General features: G+C 67.3%; 13 protein-coding genes. 2 read left to right on the top strand and 11 right to left on the bottom strand.

What is annotated here, in order from left to right; genetic code table 11:
* Positions 1-164: 164 nt before the first annotated feature.
* From ACZK33_RS18760 to ACZK33_RS18785, 6 genes are all read right to left on the bottom strand, one after another.
* Positions 165-704 (bottom strand): GNAT family N-acetyltransferase, encoded by a 540-nt coding sequence (locus ACZK33_RS18760; protein WP_107432154.1) that lies wholly within the window; start codon positions 702-704, stop codon positions 165-167.
* Positions 697-3,822: an efflux RND transporter permease subunit gene (locus ACZK33_RS18765; RefSeq protein ID WP_423175753.1), complete on the bottom strand. Its 3,126-nt coding sequence runs from the start codon at positions 3,820-3,822 to the stop codon at positions 697-699. Before ACZK33_RS18765 ends, ACZK33_RS18760 begins: the two co-directional genes overlap by 8 nt.
* Positions 3,819-4,925, bottom strand: a complete 1,107-nt coding sequence (locus ACZK33_RS18770) for an efflux RND transporter periplasmic adaptor subunit (protein ID WP_423175755.1) — start codon at positions 4,923-4,925, stop codon at positions 3,819-3,821. Before ACZK33_RS18770 ends, ACZK33_RS18765 begins: the two co-directional genes overlap by 4 nt.
* 277 nt (positions 4,926-5,202) lie before the next feature.
* Positions 5,203-7,266, bottom strand: coding sequence for a TonB-dependent copper receptor (locus tag ACZK33_RS18775; RefSeq protein WP_423175757.1), 2,064 nt, complete (start codon positions 7,264-7,266; stop codon positions 5,203-5,205).
* Positions 7,267-7,338: 72 nt separating this feature from the next.
* Entirely contained in the window at positions 7,339-7,770 is a 432-nt protein-coding gene (locus ACZK33_RS18780) for a DUF2946 family protein (protein WP_423175758.1), read from the bottom strand.
* A gap of 594 nt (positions 7,771-8,364) precedes the next feature.
* A complete protein-coding gene (locus ACZK33_RS18785; RefSeq protein WP_043403003.1) occupies positions 8,365-9,348 on the bottom strand; it encodes a LysR family transcriptional regulator in 984 nt (327 codons plus the stop codon).
* Between the two features lie 207 nt (positions 9,349-9,555).
* Here ACZK33_RS18785 and cysK point away from each other — a divergent pair, with 207 nt between their 5' ends.
* Entirely contained in the window at positions 9,556-10,515 is a 960-nt protein-coding gene (cysK, locus tag ACZK33_RS18790) for a cysteine synthase A (protein ID WP_032127874.1), read from the top strand.
* Positions 10,516-10,807: 292 nt separating this feature from the next.
* Positions 10,808-11,407 carry an O-acetyl-ADP-ribose deacetylase gene (locus ACZK33_RS18795; RefSeq protein ID WP_032127873.1) on the top strand — a complete coding sequence of 200 codons (600 nt, stop codon included), beginning with the start codon at positions 10,808-10,810 and terminating at the stop codon, positions 11,405-11,407.
* A 91-nt stretch (positions 11,408-11,498) separates the two neighbouring features.
* On the opposite strand, the gene ACZK33_RS18800 is transcribed toward ACZK33_RS18795, so the two are convergent.
* From ACZK33_RS18800 to ACZK33_RS18820, 5 genes are all read right to left on the bottom strand, one after another.
* Entirely contained in the window at positions 11,499-12,647 is a 1,149-nt protein-coding gene (locus ACZK33_RS18800) for an ABC transporter substrate-binding protein (protein WP_423175820.1), read from the bottom strand.
* Between the two features lie 129 nt (positions 12,648-12,776).
* On the bottom strand, positions 12,777-13,781 hold the full coding sequence (locus ACZK33_RS18805) for a class I fructose-bisphosphate aldolase (RefSeq protein ID WP_010481439.1): 1,005 nt from the start codon (positions 13,779-13,781) through the stop codon (positions 12,777-12,779).
* Positions 13,782-13,977: 196 nt separating this feature from the next.
* Positions 13,978-15,444, bottom strand: a complete 1,467-nt coding sequence (gene pyk, locus ACZK33_RS18810) for a pyruvate kinase (protein WP_423175819.1) — start codon at positions 15,442-15,444, stop codon at positions 13,978-13,980.
* A gap of 214 nt (positions 15,445-15,658) precedes the next feature.
* Positions 15,659-16,312 (bottom strand): HAD hydrolase-like protein, encoded by a 654-nt coding sequence (locus tag ACZK33_RS18815; RefSeq protein ID WP_049463104.1) that lies wholly within the window; start codon positions 16,310-16,312, stop codon positions 15,659-15,661.
* Complete coding sequence (locus tag ACZK33_RS18820) at positions 16,309-17,484, bottom strand: phosphoglycerate kinase (RefSeq protein WP_032127869.1); 1,176 nt, start codon at positions 17,482-17,484, stop codon at positions 16,309-16,311. The genes ACZK33_RS18815 and ACZK33_RS18820 overlap by 4 nt, the downstream gene beginning before the upstream one ends.
* Positions 17,485-17,782 lie beyond the last annotated feature (298 nt).

Here is a 17,782-nt window from a genome sequence, read left to right on the forward strand (position 1 = left end):
GTCGGCGGGTTGTGAGGACGTCCCGTCGGCTGGAGGGGACCGGTCGATTCTCCCTGATCGAAGGCCGCTGCGGTAGCGCTGTGTTGTAGAGCCGAGCCCATGCTCGGTGTGGTGATGACGGCGGCCGGGCACGGCCTCGGCTCTACCGCGGCCGGCCCGCGTGTTCAGGGCAGCTGCGTGCGCACCCGGGCGAAGCGGCGCAGGTCGTGCAGCACCCCGCGCTTGTAGACCGCGCAGCGGTCCACGCCTTCTTCCTGGAAACCGTTCTTTTCCAGCACCCGGGCCGAGCCGAGGTTGAAGTCGACCACCCCGGCCTGCAGCCTGAACAGGCGCAGCTCGTCCATCACCCAGGGTGCGAACAGGCCGACCACCCGGGTCATCAGCCCCTGGCCCCAGTAGGCCTGGCCCAGCCAGTAGCCCAGTTCCGCCATGTGCCCGCGCTCGGCACTGCCCTGCTGGGCCCCGACGCTGCCGCAGGCCTGGCCGTCGATCTCGATGGCCAGGTTCAGGGTGCCAGGGGCCAGCACGCGACCGGCGAGGAAGGCCTCGCCATCCTCGCGCGTGTACGGGTACGGGAAACGATCACGCAGGCCCCGCGATACCTCGGCGTCGTTGGCATGGCGCAGCAGCGATTCCAGATCATCCGGGCGCCAGGGGCGCAGTTGGAAGCCGTCGCCTCGCAGCACGGTGGTCGGATCAGGCATGCCCACCCACCGACGGCGACTCCGCCTCCTGCTTCTCCAGCTCGCGCTTCACCGCTTCCGGCGAGCGCGTGTACGGCGCCAGCCGCGCGTAGAACGCCGGCACCACGAACAGCGACAGGAACGTCGAGAGGGTCACACCGAAGATGATCACGATGCCGATGGTGCCACGGCTGGCCGAACCGGGGCCACCGGCCACCACCAGCGGAATCGCACCGACCACGGTGGCGATCGAGGTCATCAGGATCGGGCGCAGGCGCACCATCGCCGATTCGATGATCGCCTCGCGCACGGTTCTTCCGTCGTCACGCAGCTGGTTGGCGAATTCAACAATGAGGATGCCGTTCTTCGCGGCCAGGCCGACCAGCATGACGATGCCGATCTGGCTGAACAGGTTCACCGTGCCACCGCTCACCCACAGGCCGACCAGCGCGCCGAGCACGCCCAGCGGCACGGTCAGCATGATGGTGAGCGGGTGGATGAAGCTCTCGAACTGCGCGGCCAACACCAGGTAGACCACCAGCAGCGCCATGGCGAAGGTCAGCAGCACCGCGCCACCGGCACTCTGGTATTCGCGCGATTCGCCCTTCCAGTTCACCTGCGCATACTGCGGCAGCTCCTCGCGCGTGACCTGCTGCGCCCAGGCAATCGCCTCACCCAGCGGATAGCCCGGCGCCAGGCCGGCATTGATGGTGATCGAGCGCAGGCGGTTGAAGCGGTTCAGGGTGCCGGCCTCGGCCACCTCAGTCAGCGTGACCAGGTTGGACAGCGGCACCAGTTCGCCGGACGTCGCGCGCACGCGGATGGCGGCCAGGTCGGCCGGGCTGGCACGGCCATCGCGACCGGCCTGCACCAGCACGTCGTACTCTTCGCCGTTGTCGACAAAGGTGGTGACGCGGCGCGAGCCCATCATGGTTTCCAGTGCCGAACCGATCGCGGTGACCGGCACGCCGAGGTCGGCCGCACGCTGGCGGTCGATGTTGACCCGCATCTGCGGCCGCGTTTCCTTGTAATCCGAGTCCGGGCCGACCAGGCCGGGGTTGTCGGCCATGCGCAGCAGGATACGGTCGCGCCACTGCGCGATCTCGGCATATTCCGGGCCGCCCAGCACGATCTGGAACGGCTGCCCGCCGCTGCGCACCAGGCCACCGCCCACCTGCGTACGCACGCGCACGCCGCGGATGGTGTCCAGTTCCTTCTGCAGTTCGTTGGCCACTTCCGGCGTGCCTTCGCTGCGCTGGCGCCACGGCTGCAGGAAGATGCTGACGCGGCCGGTGTGCATTTCCTCGCTGGCACCCCAACCACCGGGCACGCGTGGATTGGCGCGCACGATCGGTTTGTCCGGGCCAACATGCGGTGCCAGCAGCGATTCCACCTGCTGCACCTGCTGCACGGTGTAGTCGTAGCCGGCGCCTTCCGGGCCATCGATCATGATCTGGAACGAACCGCGGTCTTCGGCCGGCGCCAGTTCCGACGGCAGCAGCTTGAGCAGGCCCCAGCTGGCGGCCAGTGCGGCCACCATCACCAGCAGGTAGATCCAGGTGCGGTCCACGTGGTGGTCGAGCACCCGCCCATAGGCCCCGGCCAGGCGTTCCAGGTTGCGGTTGATGAAGCCATGCAGGCCACGCGGTGCCCGCCCGGTATGCGGCTTGAGCAGCTTGGAGGCCATCATCGGCGTCAGCGTCAGCGCCACAAAGGCGGACAACGCCACCGCCGCCGCCAGCGCCACCGCCAGTTCGCGGAACAGGCGCCCGGTATTGCCTTCCAGGAACCCGACCGGCAGGAACACCGCCACCAGCACCGCGGTGGTGGCGATCACTGCGAAGGCGACCTGCGCAGTACCGCGCTTGGACGCCACCAGCGGGGGTTCGCCCAGGTCGATGCGGCGCTGCACGTTCTCCACCACCACGATCGCATCGTCCACCACCAGGCCGATGCACAGCACCAGCGCAAGCAGGGTCAGCAGGTTGATCGAGAAGTCGAACGCGTACAGTGCGATGAACGCTGCGACCAGGCAGACCGGCACCGTCACCGCCGGAATCAACGCAGCGCGGAAGCTGCCGAGGAACAGCCAGATCACTGCCAGCACCAGGATCATCGCCTCCACCAGCGTGGCGTAGACGCGGTCCACTGCGGCTTCGATGAAGGTGGTGTTGTCGAAGGCAACGAAGATCTGCGTGCCCTTGGGCAGGGTCAGCGCGACCCGTTCGGCTTCAGCGCGCGCAGTACGCGCCACGTCCAGCGAGTTGGCGGTGGAGGTCTTGACGATGCCCAGGCCGATGCCCGGCTCGCCGTTGCTGCGGTAGTACGCGCGGCGCTCGGCCGAGGCCAGCTCGATCTTCGCCACATCGCCCATGCGCACCACGTAACCATCGCGACCCTTGCCCAGCGGGATGGTCGCGAAGTCTTCGGGCTTGATGTAGTTGCGCTCCACGCGCAGGGTGAAATCGCGGTCGGTCGACTCGATGCGGCCGGCCGGCAGTTCCACGTTCTCGTTGCGCAGCGCGGTTTCCACGTCGCCGGTGGTCAGTCCGCGCGCCGCCAGCTGGTCACGGTCCAGCCAGATCCGCATCGCATAGCGCTGGCGGCCGCCGATGCGGACCTGGGCCACGCCATCGAGACTGGAGAAACGATCGACCACGTAGCGGTCGGCGTAGTCGCTCAGCTCCAGCGTGTCCATGGTCGAGGAGACCATGTTGAACCAGATGATCGGGTCGGCATCGCTCTCGACCTTGGCGATCTCCGGCGGACGCGCTTCCTCCGGCATGCGGTCGGCGACGCGGCTGACCGCATCGCGCACATCGTTGGCCGCCGCTTCGATATCGCGGTTGGAGGTGAATTCGATGCTGACCTGCGAGCGGCCGTTGGTGCTGCGCGCGTTGATCGTATCGATGCCTTCGATGCCGGCCAGCGCATCTTCCAGCACCTGGGTAATGCGGCTTTCGATGACCGCGGCCGAAGCGCCGGTGTAGTCCACCGATACCGAAACGATCGGCGGATCGATGGCGGGCAGTTCGCGCAGGGTCAGGCGGGTGAAGGACATCACGCCCAGCACCAGCAGCAACAGGCTCATCACCACGGCGAACACCGGCCGCTGGATGGAGATGTCGGACAGCTTCATCCGCCGTGGCCCTCGGCCGCGACCGGCGCCGGTGCATCAGCCGACTTGGCACCCGTGGCCGGTGCCGCGTCCTTGGCTGCGACCTTCAGGCCCGGGCGCAGCTTGCCGGTGCCATCGACCACGATGCGCTGGCCCGCTTCCAGCCCCTGCCTGATCTCGACCACGCCGGCACGGCGCGCACCGGTGACCACATCCACGCGCTCGACGCTGTCGTCGGCGGTGATGCGGTACACGAAGGTATCGCGACCGACCTGGACCACGGCGATTTCCGGAATCACCAGCGCCGGGCGCTCGGGGTGGAACAGGCGCACGTCCAGCAGCATGCCCGGGCGCAGGGCATGGTCACCATTGGCGAAGTCGGCACGTACGGTCACCGCACGGGTGGCCGGATCGATGCGTGCGTCGATGGTGCTGACCACGCCCTCGAAGGTACGGCCCGGCCACGCCACGCTGGTGGCACTGACCTTGTCACCGACGCCGAGCGCGGCCAGTTCCACTTCCGGCACCTGGAAATCGATGTGCATGTGTTCGATGTCGTCGAGCGTGGCGATCACCGTGGTCGGCGTCAGCAACGTGCCCGGGCTGACCTGGCGGATGCCGAGCACACCGGCGAACGGTGCACGCACGCGGCGGTCACCGATGTCCGACTGCATCTGCGCCACACGCGCCTCGGCGGCATCGCGGATCGATTTCTGCGTATCCAGCGTGGCGCTGGACACCAGCCGCTGCGTGGCCAGCTCGCGCTGGCGCCTGTACAGCTGGTCGGCCTCATGGAAGGTGGCCTGCGCCTGCACCAGCGCGGCCTCCTGGGCCTGCCCGCGCAGGGTCACGATCGGTGCACCAGCGGCAACATGCTGGCCGCTTTCGAAGTGCACCTTCTCGACGATCTCGCTGACCTTGGCGGTGACGCTGATCGATTCGCGCGCCTTGGCCGTACCCAGTGCCTGCAGCGTGTCATTCCACTGCGTGGACTGCACGACCTGCGCGGTGACCGGCACCGCTTCTCCCTGCCGACGGGCGGCGGCCTCCTGTTTGCCCGCGCACCCGGCCAGCACGGCCAGGCTGAGGCCAAGGGCCAGGGTCGAAGCGATGCGAGCCAACATGAACGGTCCTGAGTGATCCACGGCCGCCGAGTGTAGGCAAGCGCCCACAGAAGCGATATGTGCCAAGCGTTTACTGGCGTGGAACCGGCGTCGCGATAGCGCCGTGAACCCGTTCCGTGCAAGGCTGACCGCAGCGGTGTCGGCATGTGTCGAGGTGTATCCAGCCGTGCACCGCAGGCGTTGCCATCGTAGAGTCGAAGCTGCCCGGCAGAGGGCGTCGGGCGGGGGCGGATCCTGGCGGGGATCCGGCCCCGGTTTTTTTTTTACACCCGGCGGATCAGTACCGGTAGTTCACCTTCATCCACAGGCTGCGGCCCGGCTCGTTGATGCGCACCGGGTCAGCCGGAAAACCGAAGTCGGCGCTGCCGGCCAGATTCAGGTGCTCGCTGTAGACACGGTCGAACAGGTTGTCGACGCCCGCGCTGAGCTGCAGCTGCGAACTGAAGCGGTAAGCAGCGTTGAGCGCGAAGGTGGCGAAGCCGGCACTCGGCCCCAGGTCCTGCGCGACCACATTGCCTTGGCCATTTGCGACACGATGCTGGTGGGTCACAGCGCGCAGCAGCGCACCGGCACTCCAGCGCTGGCCTTCCCAGTTCGCGCTCAGGCGTGCTTCCAGTGGTGGCATCTGCGGCAACGGGCGATGCTGGTCGCGGTTCTCGCCCCAGGCATAGGCCAGCGTGCCGCCCAGTTTCCACTGCTCGGCCACGCTCACTTCCAGGCCCGCCTCGGCACCAGCGATACGTGCATCAACGTTGCGGGCCTGGCTCATGCCCATCATGCCGCTGCCGTGGTAGGTGAACAGGATGTAGTCCTGGATCTGCCCGGCGTACGCCGACACCCACGCCTGCACACGGGGCCCCTTGTATTGCATGCCCACATCAAGCTGGGTGGTGCGCTCGGGCTGCACGCCGCTGAACGCGTTCACCGCACCGGCCGGGCCGTGGTTGGGCGAGAACAGCTCCCAGTAGTCGGGCATGCGTTCACTGTGGCCGAGGCCGGCGTACCAGGTCAGGCCATCGGCCAGGTCCTGCTCGTAGCGCAGGAAGCCGCTGCCAAGCCATTCCTTGCGCTGCAGGCCAGCGGTCGGGTTCGGCCGGTTGCCCATCATCCCGCGCACCGACTGCCGCTCATCGCGGACGCTGGCGCGGTCGATGCGCAGGCCGCTGATCCAGCGCTGCTCGGTGCCGGCGCCGAGGGTCAACTCGGTGAACACACCATAGCGGCGGAAGTTGGCATCGGTTTCCCAGGCGGCCTGGCGGTAGGTGTCGCGGCCCATGCCCATGCGCCCACGATGGCGGCTGTCTTCGCCATCCATACCCGCCACCAGCTGCACATCCTGCCAGCGCCACTCGGAACTGACCCGGCCGCCCTGGGTACGGCGATCCACGTTCGACGCCATCGGCATCGGCATCATGCTGTGCGGGTTCGGCGTGCGCAGCGTGTAGTTGTCCATCACATGGTCGGCGTTGTTGTAGTACACGTTGGCCTGCAACGTGTCCCATGCCCCCGGCAGGTTGCGCTTCTCGAAACGCGCCGCGTAGCTGGTGCGTTCGAACGCGGCACCGTCCATGCCACGGCCCGCGTAACGCGCGATCGCATCACCGGCACCGGCGGAAATTTCCAGCAGCGTGTCGGCATCCGGCGTCCAGCCGATGGCTACGTCACCGTTCCACTTGCGCCACTTCGACGGCACCACGTCACCGTGGCCGTCCTTGTAGTCATCGGCTTCGGAACGGTTGCCGCTGGCGCGTACGTAGCCGGTCGGGTTACCCAGGGTCAGGTCCAGCACCTGGTCGTTGCGGTTGCGCGAACCGACCAGCGCACTGGCATCGGCACGCAGGCCCGGCTCCTCGAAGCGCGGCGTATCGCGCTCGAAACGCACGGTGCCGGCCGACGCGCCCGCCCCCCAGCGCACGCTCTGCGGGCCCTTGATGATGGTCAGCCGGTCGAAGCTTTCCGGCGCGATGTAGGACAGCGGATTGTCCATGCGCGACGGGCAGGCACCGATCAGGTTGCCATCGTTGCTGAGGAGGTTCAGGCGCGAACCGAACATGCCGCGCAGCACCGGGTCACCGTTGGTGCCGCCGTTGCGGATGGCCGAAAAACCGGGAACGGTCTTCAGGTAATCGGCACCGTCGCTGGCCGGCACCGGCTGCCGCGGCAGGCGCGGATCGGTCACCCAGTGCAACGGGGACGACGGTGCGGCGGCGGTGACCACCATCGTGTCGAGGGTACGTGCCTCTTCGGCAGGCGCAGCGTGGGCCAGTGACGCGGCCACGGCCAGGCCAAGGGCAACCGGCAGGCGCGCGCAGGCGCCCGCGGGGCGGGAAGTCATTTTCATCGGAACAGCTCCAAAGTACGCACGCGCGCACGGCGCCGGGTCAGGCGTCGTGCGGCAGATTCGATAGGGATATCAGCGGACGAAGGAGAGGCGCGGCGGCCCGCGCGCGGCATGCGCCGGCCAACGCAGCGCCGGCAGCACCTGCTGCGACCACGGGAACACCAGCCGCGGCCGCCACAGCAGCGGCAACAGCAGCACCAGCACCGCCAGCCACGGCAGCAGGCGCATGGCCAGCACGCAGTATTCGCAGGCTTCGCCGTGCATGGCGTGGGGGTCGGGCGGACGGCTGGGCGCGGCCGGCGCGGCGCCGTGCTGATCGCGCCCGGCCATGGCCATGTCGTGCATGTCATGGCCCATGGCGGCGTGGTCCATGCCTGCCATCGCGGCATGCTCCATCGGCTGCGCCTGCAGCGCGCGGCTGACCAGCGGCGCAAGCACCATCAACAGCGTCGCCAGGACGGCGAGCTGGAGCAGAAGGCGCTGCGGGCGGGACAGGCGGGTCACCCCGCTAGTGTAGAGCCGGGTCCAGGGTTGTCCGTGCGACGAACCGTCGCAGGAGGGGTTTTTCGGCAGGGCTGCGCCCTGCACCCGCAGAGGCCACGTCCACGGCAAGAGCCGAAGCAACATCAAAAGCTGGCTTCCTGTGGGTAGGCGGGGTGGGTCCGGTTGCGGGGGCCGCTGCAAGTACGTCCATGTAAGCTCGGTCGCCGCATCCATGCGGCTCACGCCCCCGCAACCGGACCCACCCCGCCTTCGACAGATTTCTGCGATCTGCAGTAGATCCACGCCATGCGTGGATGAATCTCCATCGGAATCGAACATTTCGAACTCGAATCGAAAAGCATCCACGCATGGCGTGGATCTACCGTGTCGACCAAGGTCGACACCTACCAACAGCCGCCGGAATCTGTCAGAGGTGGGGCGGTGTCGGAGTGCGGGGTGTCAGCCGCATGGATGCGGCTGCCAAGCTTACAGGGACGTACTTGCAGCGTCCCCGCACTCCGACACCGCCCCGCCAACCCACGGAATGCCGCTTCTGCTGTTGCTGTTGCCTTTGTCCACAGCAGGTGCAGGGCGGCACGCCCTGCTCGACCCACCTCACACCGTGATGGTCTGGGTCAGTGACTCCCACGTCGGTGGCACCGGCCACGCCGCCGCCTGGTTGCCATCCAGCACCCTGCGCAGATCACGCGGATCGATCTGCGGTGCCAGCACGTGCACCAGCTCCAGCGCGTAATCACGCAGCACGCGATCGCGAGGCAGCACCGCCCAGGCAATGCACTCAGTGATCGGCTCCGGGGCCGGCCACGACCTCAGGTCTTCGTCGTTGGAACTGACCGCCATCTCCGCCAGCAGGCCCACGCCCAGACCGGTACGCACGTAGGTCTTGATCAGGTCGGCATCCAGCGCGGTCAGCGCCAGATCCGGCACCAGGCCGTTCGCAGCGAAGGCGCGCTGCAACGAGGAATTCGGCCGGGTCGAGGATTCGTAGCTGATCAATGGCTGCCGGGCCAGCGCGGCCAGGTCTGGGGCGCGGCCGGCGCGGTCCAGCGGGTGGCCCTTCGGTACCACCACCAGGCGCCGCCAGCGGAACAGCGGCACCGCGATGCCATCGGTGGGCTCACCGCCAGCGGTGCTGATGATCGCAATGTCGGCATCACCCTGGTTCAAGCGGTCAAGCGCGTCGGCTTCGCCGGCCTGCTGCAGGTGCACGCTCACCTGCGGGTAGGCCTGCTTGATCGCTGCCACCGCCGGCGGCAGCACGAAGCGCGCCTGGGTGTGGGTGGTGGTCAGGATCAGCTGGCCCTGGCTCTCGCGGCGCTGGTTGGCCGCGTAGGTGCGGATGTTGTTGGCCTCGGCCAGCACCGCGCGGGCGCGGGCGATCACCTCGGTGCCGGCCGGGGTGACCGACTCCAGGCTGCGGCCCTTGCGCACGAACAAGAGGAAACCCAGCTCGTCCTCCAGCTGCTTGAGCTGCTTGGACAGGCCGGGCTGGGTGGCGTGCACGCGCGAGGCGGCCAGCGTGATGTTCAGCTCGGCGTCGGCGATGGCAACCAGGTAGCGCAGCTGGGTCAGCGTCATGGGAGGCAGGCGGCGTGGGGCGGAGGTCCACTCTAGGGTCAATTGCCGTCACCAGCTTATAACCAAAGGTTGTTTAAGAAAGGTATCTGGTCATTTCCGGGCGTCATATGCCGGCGCTACGGTCAGCCGGCAGCCGCTGGCCTGAACAGCCAGCCCTCCCCCTTCGCCCGCCGAAGCCCGGCGCGGCCCCGTTTCCGGAGCGCTTCCATGGCCCTGTACGACTCCATCCTCGATACCGTCGGCAACACCCCCATCGTCAGGCTGCAGCGCCTGGCGCCCGCGCAGGTCAGCGTCTACGCCAAGGTCGAATCGTTCAACCCGGGCGGTTCGGTGAAGGACCGTCTGGCGCTGGCGATCATCCTCGACGCCGAGGCACGCGGCCTGCTCAAGCCGGGCGACACCATTGTCGAAGCCACTTCAGGCAACACTGGCGTGGCACTGGCGATGGTCGCCGCCGCGCGCGGCTACAAGTTCGTGGCCACCATGGTCGAGACCTTCTCGGTGGAGCGCCGCAAGCTGATGCGCGCCTATGGTGCCAAGGTGATCCTGACCCCGGCCGCCGAGCGCGGCAGCGGCATGGTGCGCAAGGCGGCCGAACTGGCCGAGCAGCACGGCTGGTTCCTGGCCAGCCAGTTCGCCAACCCGGCCAACCCGGCCTACCACCGCAACACCACCGCCGCCGAGATCCTGCGCGACTTCGCCGGCAAGCGGCTGGACTACTTCGTCAGTGGCTGGGGCACGGGTGGCACGCTTACCGGCGTGGGCGAAGTGCTGAAGGTCGCGCGCCCGCAGACCCGCATCATCGCCACCGAACCGGCCGGTGCCGCGCTGCTGAAGGGCGATGACTGGAAGCCGCACAAGATCCAGGGCTGGACCCCGGACTTCGTGCCGGACGTGCTCAACCGCGATGTGGTGGACGAACTGGTCTCGGTCGAAGATGACCGCGCGATCGCCACCGCGCGTCGCCTGGCTGCGGAGGAAGGCATCTTCGTCGGCATCTCCGCCGGCGCCACCGTGGCCAGCGCGCTGGACGTGGCCGCCCGCGCTGAACCGGGCTCGGTGATCCTGGCAATGCTGCCCGATACCGGCGAGCGCTATTTCTCCACACCGCTGTTCGCCGATGTGAATGAGGGTTCCGACGACGACTGGCTGGCCGGCCTGCCGTGAGCTCAGGGTCGGATCCCGTTTTCGTTCAAGGTAGCGCCGGGCCATGCCCGGCGTTGCTGTTTCCGGCATTCGCTTCGTTCACCATCCGCCGGACATGGCCCGGCGCTACCGTTTCGCCACCTCCCCCTTTCTGCTTCAGCCTGCGTGAAGGCGTCGCCCGCCATCGTGCGTGAAGGCCGTCGGATCGCAGCGCGTGAGACGGTCATGACGCAGTATCGATGCCCTGTCCCCTACCGTGGGAACAGCCGGCGCAGATGCTGCGCGGAACACCTCACAGGCAGGAGACGGACGCATGAAGATCGAAGTTTGGCAGGGCGATATCACGACCCTGGCGGTGGATGCGATCGTCAACGCGGCCAATGAAACACTGCTCGGCGGCGGCGGCGTCGACGGCGCGATCCATCGCGCGGCCGGGCCGGCATTGCTGGCCGAGTGCGAGCAGTTGCCGGAACTGCGTCCGGGCGTGCGTTGCCCGACCGGCGAAGTGCGCGCCACCGACGCTTACGCATTGCCTGCGCGGCATGTACTGCACACGGTGGGCCCGGTCTGGCACGACGGCCAGCGCGACGAACCGGCATTGCTGGCCAACTGCTACTGGAAATCGCTGCAGTTGGCCGAGTCGCTGGGCGTGAAGTCGATCGCGTTCCCGGCGATCAGCTGCGGTGTGTATGGCTATCCGCTGTACCAGGCCGCGCAGATCGCAGTGACGGAAACACTGGCGTGGCAGCGCAGCCATGCACAGCCGATGCGCATCGTGCTGGTGGCGTTCAACACTGCTACGGCGAAGGCCTACCAGCAGGCATTGAGCGCCGCGGGACAAAGCACGGACAACGAACCGCGCGGGTCGATGCTGCCGCCTCTGGGCGATGCGGGCTTCGCCGCTGCGCACTGAACCGCAGCGCTTCCGGTAAAAGGAAAGGCCGGGCATTGCCCGGCCTTTCCCGTTGCGGCCTTGAGGTCATCCACGCTACGTGTGGATCACCTCAACGGCTGGCTGCTTCCACCGCAGCAGCGGCGTCATCGGCCACGGCAGCAGCTGCATCCGCAGCGGCGCGTGCGGCCGAGGCGGCAGCACCGTCGGCGCTGGCACCTTCGACCTGCACGCGCACTTCCACCAGGCCCGCACCGTTGTTCAGGCTGGACACGTCGACGGTGTAGTGACCGGCCGGCAGCGTCTCTTCCAGGCGTGCATTGGTGCCATTGCCACCGTCGTCGTCGGTCAGCTCGACGGCGCCGCCGACCACGCGCAGCACGGTATCGACCTGGCTGGAAATCGCATCCAGGCGCACGTCGGCCGGACGATCCAGGGTCAGCAGGAAGCGGCGGCGGCCTTCGTTGTCCAGCATGGTGTACGCGCTGCCCGACTTCGGCAGTGCCGTGCCATCGCGATCCACCAGGTTGCCTGGCAGTTCAATGCGGGTGGCCGACAGGGTGAACATGCCATTGACGCCGTCGCCGAGGCCGCGTGCAGTCAGGGTGTACTTGCCCGGCTTCAGCGAGAGGTTCAGGCGCGAGTTGGTGCTGTCGCCGCCATCATCGTTCTCGGCATCCACGCCCTGGCCGGACAGCTTCAGCACCGGATCGAAGACATCCGAGACGAGGCGGATCTCGTACAGGCCCGCCTTCTCCACCTGCAGGGTGTAGTCCTGCGAGTTGCTGGCCAGCATATCGACGATCTCACCACTGCCCACCAGCGGCTTGCCGTCGTACGGCTTCAGCTTCTCGGCGCGCAGGCGGTACGGACCAAAGGCGCTGGGACCGTTGGCGTTGACCGCCACCTGGTAGGTGCCGCTACCGTTGGCACGGAAGGCCAGCGAGACATCGCCTTCGCGTTCGTAACCGGTATTGCTGGTGGACACCAGGCTGCCGTTGTTGAACACGGCGATCGAACCGGTCAGTGCGCCGGTGAGCTTCAGGCCGACCAGTTCCCTGTCTTCCAGCTTGATCTGGTACAGCTGGTGATGGCTGCCGTCGTTGAAGTTGATGCCGCTGCGCGAGGTGATCTCGCCGGACACCGGCTTGTCGAAATCGAGCGACGCGGCCTTGCCTGCGTCACCACCGCCACCGATGCGGTTGCAACCGCCGGCGATCAGGACCGTGGCGACGGCCAGTGTGATTGCTGCCAAACGCATGTTTTTTCTCCTTGGCCTTCCATGTATGTCCCGCACACCGGCCCGGTGCGTGGGGGCGGAAAAGATACCCGCAAAAGCAAACGCCGGCGTGATGCCGGCGTTGCCCTGTTCATCCTGCGATGGGACGGATCAACCGTTCCACTTGCCCAGCGCGGCCAGGCCGTTGTCCTTGGCGCGCTCGTACACGGTCTTCTGGGCGGCAGCGTAGTTGCCCTTCATGTCCTTGGCCCACAGCTTCAGCGCGGCCTGCTGCATGGCGCGGCCGTAGGAGAAGCTCAGCGGCCACGGCAGGTTGCCCAGCTGGTTCATCGCGTTCAGATGCTCGGTGGACTGCTCGTCGCTCTGGCCACCGGACAGGAACACCACGCCCGGCAGGATGGCCGGCACGGTGCTCTTCAGGCACATCACGGTCGACTCGGCCACTTCCTCGACGTCGGCCTGCTCATCGCAGCCCTTGCCCGAGATGACCATCGAGGCCTTCAGGATGGTGCCTTCCAGCAGCACGTTCTGCTGGTACAGGGCATCGAACAGCGAACGCAGGGTGGCTTCGGTGACTTCGTAGCAGGTCTCGATGTCGTGGTCGCCGTCCATGATCACTTCCGGCTCGACCATCGGCACCAGGCCGCATTCCTGGCACAGGGCGGCATAGCGGGCCAGCGCGTGGGCGTTGGACTCGATGCAGGTGCCCGACGGAATGCTTTCGCCGATGTTGATCACCGCACGCCACTTGGCGAAGCGCGCACCCAGCTTGTAGTACTCCTGCAGGCGCTCGCGCAGGCCGTCCAGGCCTTCGGTCACCAGCTCGCCCGGGCAGCCGGCCAACGGGTGCGCACCCTTGTCCACCTTGATGCCCGGAATCATGCCGTGGTCGGCCATGTACTTGGCGAACGGCACGCCGTCCTTGGTCGACTGACGGATGGTTTCGTCAAACAGGATGGCGCCGGAAATGTGCTCGTTGAGCTTCGGCGTGGTCAGCAGCAGTTCGCGGTAGGCACGACGGTTCTCCTCGGTGTTCTCGATACCGACGCCAGCGAAACGCTTGGCGATGGTAGCGGTGGATTCGTCGATCGCGATGATGCCCTTGCCCGGGGCAACCATGGCCTGGGCGGTTTCAGCCAGCTGTTCGATGCTCATGTACTTCCTGTGGCGGGTGCGGGAAAAACGTAAGTATAGCCCCGCCGCCCGTTGCACCGACGTGCAGGGCAGTCTGGAAACGATTCCAATGTCCGCACCGGACAGGCGATGTCCTGTTGCGCCGGGTCACGACCCCTTCGGGGATCTGACTCCGGGTCGGACCCGCGCAGCGGCTCCGACCCGAGGCCGACTGGGTTTACAGATCGCCCAGGCCGCTGGCGCGGCCGTCTTCGCCCACTTCCAGCAGGCGCAGGGTGTTGGTCGCGCCCAGGGTTTCCATGTGCTCACCGCTGGTGAACACGACGCGGTCACCGGCCTGCAGCAGTTCGGCTTCCACCAGCAGACGGATGCTGCCGCGTGCGGCTTCACGCGGGGTCAGGCCACGGCTGTCGAAGTTGATCGGGTAGACATCGCGCATCAGCGCCATCTGGCGGCGTGCACCGTCGTGGCGGGTGACCGCGAACACCGGCGCCTTGGCGCGGAAACGCGACAGGTAGCGAGCAGTGCCACCGGATTCGGTCATCGCCACGATCGCGCGCACGCCCACGTGCTGCGACAGGAACATGGTGGCCATGGCAATGGCCTGGTCGGCACGTTCCAGGTTGCGCGGCGAAGCGTTGAAGTCGGTCTCGGTCTGGAACTGGCGCTCTGCACCCAGGCAGATGCGCGCCATCGCTTCCACGGCCTTGACCGGCCAGGCACCGGCAGCGGTCTCGGCCGACAGCATCACCGCGTCGGTACCGTCGATGACCGAGTTGGCCACGTCCAGCACTTCGGCACGGGTCGGGATCGGGCTTTCGACCATCGACTGCAGCATCTGCGTGGCGGTGATCACCACCTTGTTCTGCGCCAGCGAGGCCTTGATGATCTTCTTCTGCAGGCCCGGCAGTTCGGCATCGCCGATTTCCACGCCAAGGTCGCCACGGGCCACCATCACCACGTCGCTGGCCTCGACGATCTCTTCAAGATTCTCGATCGCCTCGGTGCGCTCGATCTTCGACACCAGCGCGGCATCGCAGCCGTGCGAGCGGGCGATGTCACGCGCGTCGTTCATGTCCTGCGCATTGCGGCAGAACGACACGGCGATGAAGTCGACGCCGATCTTGGCGACGATGCCGATCAGTTCCTTGTCGCGCTCGGTCAGCGCGCCCAGCGACAAGCCACCGCCCTGCTTGTTCAGGCCCTTGCGGTCGGACAGCACACCGTCGTTCAGTACGGTGTTGATGATGCGTTCGCCCTGCACTTCCACCACCTGCAGCTGCATCAGGCCGTCGTCGAGCAGCAGCACATCGCCCGGACCCACGTCCTGCGGCAGGCCGAGGTAGCTCACGCCCACCTGGGTGGCGTCACCCGGGCCGGCGCTGGTGCTGGCGATCAGGTCGAAGCGGTTGCCCGCCTTCAGCTGTACCTTGCCTTCGGCGAAGCGCTCGATGCGGATCTTCGGGCCCGGCAGGTCGGCCAGGATGCCGACTTCCACGCCCACGCGGGCCGCGGCAGCGCGCACTTCGGCAGCACGCTTGGCCTGGCCGGAGGGATCGCCATGGCTGAAGTTCAGGCGCACCACGTTGACGCCGGCGCGGAACAGATCCTCCAGCACGCCCGGCGGATCAGTGGCCGGACCGAGGGTGGCAAGGATCTTGGTGCGACGCTGACGCTCGAACATGGTGAATGGGCCTCTCCCGATAAAGAACGGAAATTAGCACATCCTTCACGCCGCATGTATACGGTTACAGCCTTGTGCCGCCTGACTTCGCGGGTCATGGAACGGACATCACCCGGACATACGCTGGCGCAGGGTGGTGGTAGCGCCGGGCCATGCCCGGCGGGTGCTGGGTTAAGCCGCCGGGCATGGCCCGGCGTTACCGATCAACGGCGCATCACGCCAGCAGCGTTTCCAGCTGCGCCGGTTCACGGGCCAGCTGCCCGGCACCGGCTTCGGTGAGTTCGGCCTCACCGCCAAAGCCCCACAACACACCGACGCTGCGCAGGCCATGGTGACGCGCGCCTTCAATGTCCATGCGGCGGTCGCCGATCATCCAGCACTGCGCGGGCTGCACCTGCAGCCGACGCAGCGCCTCGCCGACCAGTTCCGGCTTGTGGCTGCGCGAGCCATCCAGGGTCGAGCCGACGATCTCCTCGAACAACCCACCGAACGGCAGGTGGGCAAGGATGCGGCGCGCGTGCGGCTCATTCTTGGCAGTGACCACCGCCAGGCGATGGCCACGACCATGCAGCGTGCGAAGGGTATCTTCCACCTGCGGGTACACCGTGTGCTCGCGCCAGCCCTCGACGTCGAAGCGCTCACGGTAGTAGCCCACCGCCTGTTCCACCCGCGCCGGTTCACCGAACAGCGGCGCGAAGGTGGTGCGCAGCGACGGACCGATCCAGCCCAGCAGGGTCTCCTGCGGTGGCACCGGATGGTCCATCTTCTGCAGCGCATAGGCGATGCAGGCGGTGATACCCACCTGCGAATCGATCAGCGTGCCGTCCAGGTCGAAGAACAGGACATCCTTGCTGCGATCGGCACTCATGCGCCGCGCGCGTCGAGTGCGGCCACCGCCGGCAGGGTCTTGCCTTCCAGGAACTCCAGGAACGCGCCGCCACCGGTGGAGATGTAGCTGACCTGCTGGGCGATATCGAACTTGTCGACCGCGGCCAGGGTGTCGCCGCCACCGGCGATGGAGAATGCCGGCGAACTGGCGATGGCACGGGCCAGCGCTTCGGTGCCCTTGCTGAAGGCCTCGAATTCGAACACACCGACCGGACCGTTCCAGACCACGGTACCGGCCTTCCCGATCAGCTGCGCGTACTGCGCCGCGGTCTGCGGGCCGATATCCAGGATCAGGTCGTCTTCGGCAACGGCGTCGACCGCCTTCACTTCGGCAACCGCGTCCGGCATGAACTGCTTGGCGGTGACCACGTCCACCGGCAGCGGGATATCGGCGCCACGCGCCTTGGCATCGGCCACGATCTTCTTCGCGGTGTCCAGCAGGTCCGGCTCGTACAGCGACTTGCCGACGTTGTAGCCGGCGGCAGCGATGAAGGTGTTGGCGATGCCACCACCGACGATCAGCTGATCGACCTTGCCGACCAGGTTGGCCAGCAGTTCCAGCTTGGTGCTGACCTTGCTGCCGGCGACGATGGCCAGCAGCGGCTTGGCCGGTGCATCCAGCGCCTGCGCCAGCGCGTCCAGTTCGGCCATCAGCAGCGGGCCACCGGCCGCCACCGGGGCGAAGCGGATGACGCCATGGGTCGAGGCCTGCGCACGGTGCGCAGTGCCGAAGGCATCCATCACGAACACATCGCACAGGGCGGCGTACTTCTTCGACAGGGCTTCATCGTCCTTGCCCTCGCCGACGTTCATGCGGCAGTTTTCCAGCAGCACCAGCTGGCCCGGCTGCACGTCGACACCGTCGACCCAGTCGCGCACCAGCGGAACCTCGCGACCGAGCAGCTCGGACAGGCGCTGGGCCACCGGCGCCAGCGAATCGGCTTCGCTCCACACGCCTTCCTTCGGGCGCCCCAGGTGTGAGGTGACCATCACCGCCGCGCCCTGCTCCAGCGCGCGCTTGAGCGTCGGCAGCGAAGCGGTGATGCGCTGTTCGGAGGTGATGCGGCCATTCTCGATCGGCACGTTCAGATCCTGGCGGATCAGCACGCGCTTGCCGGAGAGGTCGAGGTCGGTCATGCGGACGATGGACATGGGCAACTCTTTGGCTCAGGGACGGGATGCCGGGGTACGGCAGACGGCCATTGTATCGGGTGCGGGTGGTGGGAGGGCCGATGCCTGCGGCAGGCAGAGGCGCACAGCAACGGCAACGGCAACGGCAACAGCAACGGCCGAAGCCAAAGCGCTGGCGCCTTGTGATGCTGGGGCTGGGCCGGGGTGGTGTGGGCTGGCAAGGGACGCCGTAAACCCGTCCTTGGGGGCTTAGCCGCGCCATCCATGGCGCGGATACCCCTGCCAGCCCACACCACCCGGCCTCGAAAGGTTCATGAGG

The organism is Stenotrophomonas sp. 86156_Sma (genome assembly GCF_056481625.1).

Coding starts and splice junctions, on each gene's coding strand:
- ACZK33_RS18760 (WP_107432154.1), bottom strand. CDS start 704: ATGCCTGATCCGACCACCGTGCTGCGAGGCGACGGCTTCCAACTGCGC.
- ACZK33_RS18765 (WP_423175753.1), bottom strand. CDS start 3,822: ATGAAGCTGTCCGACATCTCCATCCAGCGGCCGGTGTTCGCCGTGGTG.
- ACZK33_RS18770 (WP_423175755.1), bottom strand. CDS start 4,925: ATGTTGGCTCGCATCGCTTCGACCCTGGCCCTTGGCCTCAGCCTGGCC.
- ACZK33_RS18775 (WP_423175757.1), bottom strand. CDS start 7,266: ATGAAAATGACTTCCCGCCCCGCGGGCGCCTGCGCGCGCCTGCCGGTT.
- ACZK33_RS18785 (WP_043403003.1), bottom strand. CDS start 9,348: ATGACGCTGACCCAGCTGCGCTACCTGGTTGCCATCGCCGACGCCGAG.
- cysK (WP_032127874.1), top strand. CDS start 9,556: ATGGCCCTGTACGACTCCATCCTCGATACCGTCGGCAACACCCCCATC.
- ACZK33_RS18795 (WP_032127873.1), top strand. CDS start 10,808: ATGAAGATCGAAGTTTGGCAGGGCGATATCACGACCCTGGCGGTGGAT.
- ACZK33_RS18800 (WP_423175820.1), bottom strand. CDS start 12,647: ATGCGTTTGGCAGCAATCACACTGGCCGTCGCCACGGTCCTGATCGCC.
- ACZK33_RS18805 (WP_010481439.1), bottom strand. CDS start 13,781: ATGAGCATCGAACAGCTGGCTGAAACCGCCCAGGCCATGGTTGCCCCG.
- pyk (WP_423175819.1), bottom strand. CDS start 15,444: ATGTTCGAGCGTCAGCGTCGCACCAAGATCCTTGCCACCCTCGGTCCG.
- ACZK33_RS18815 (WP_049463104.1), bottom strand. CDS start 16,312: ATGAGTGCCGATCGCAGCAAGGATGTCCTGTTCTTCGACCTGGACGGC.
- ACZK33_RS18820 (WP_032127869.1), bottom strand. CDS start 17,484: ATGTCCATCGTCCGCATGACCGACCTCGACCTCTCCGGCAAGCGCGTG.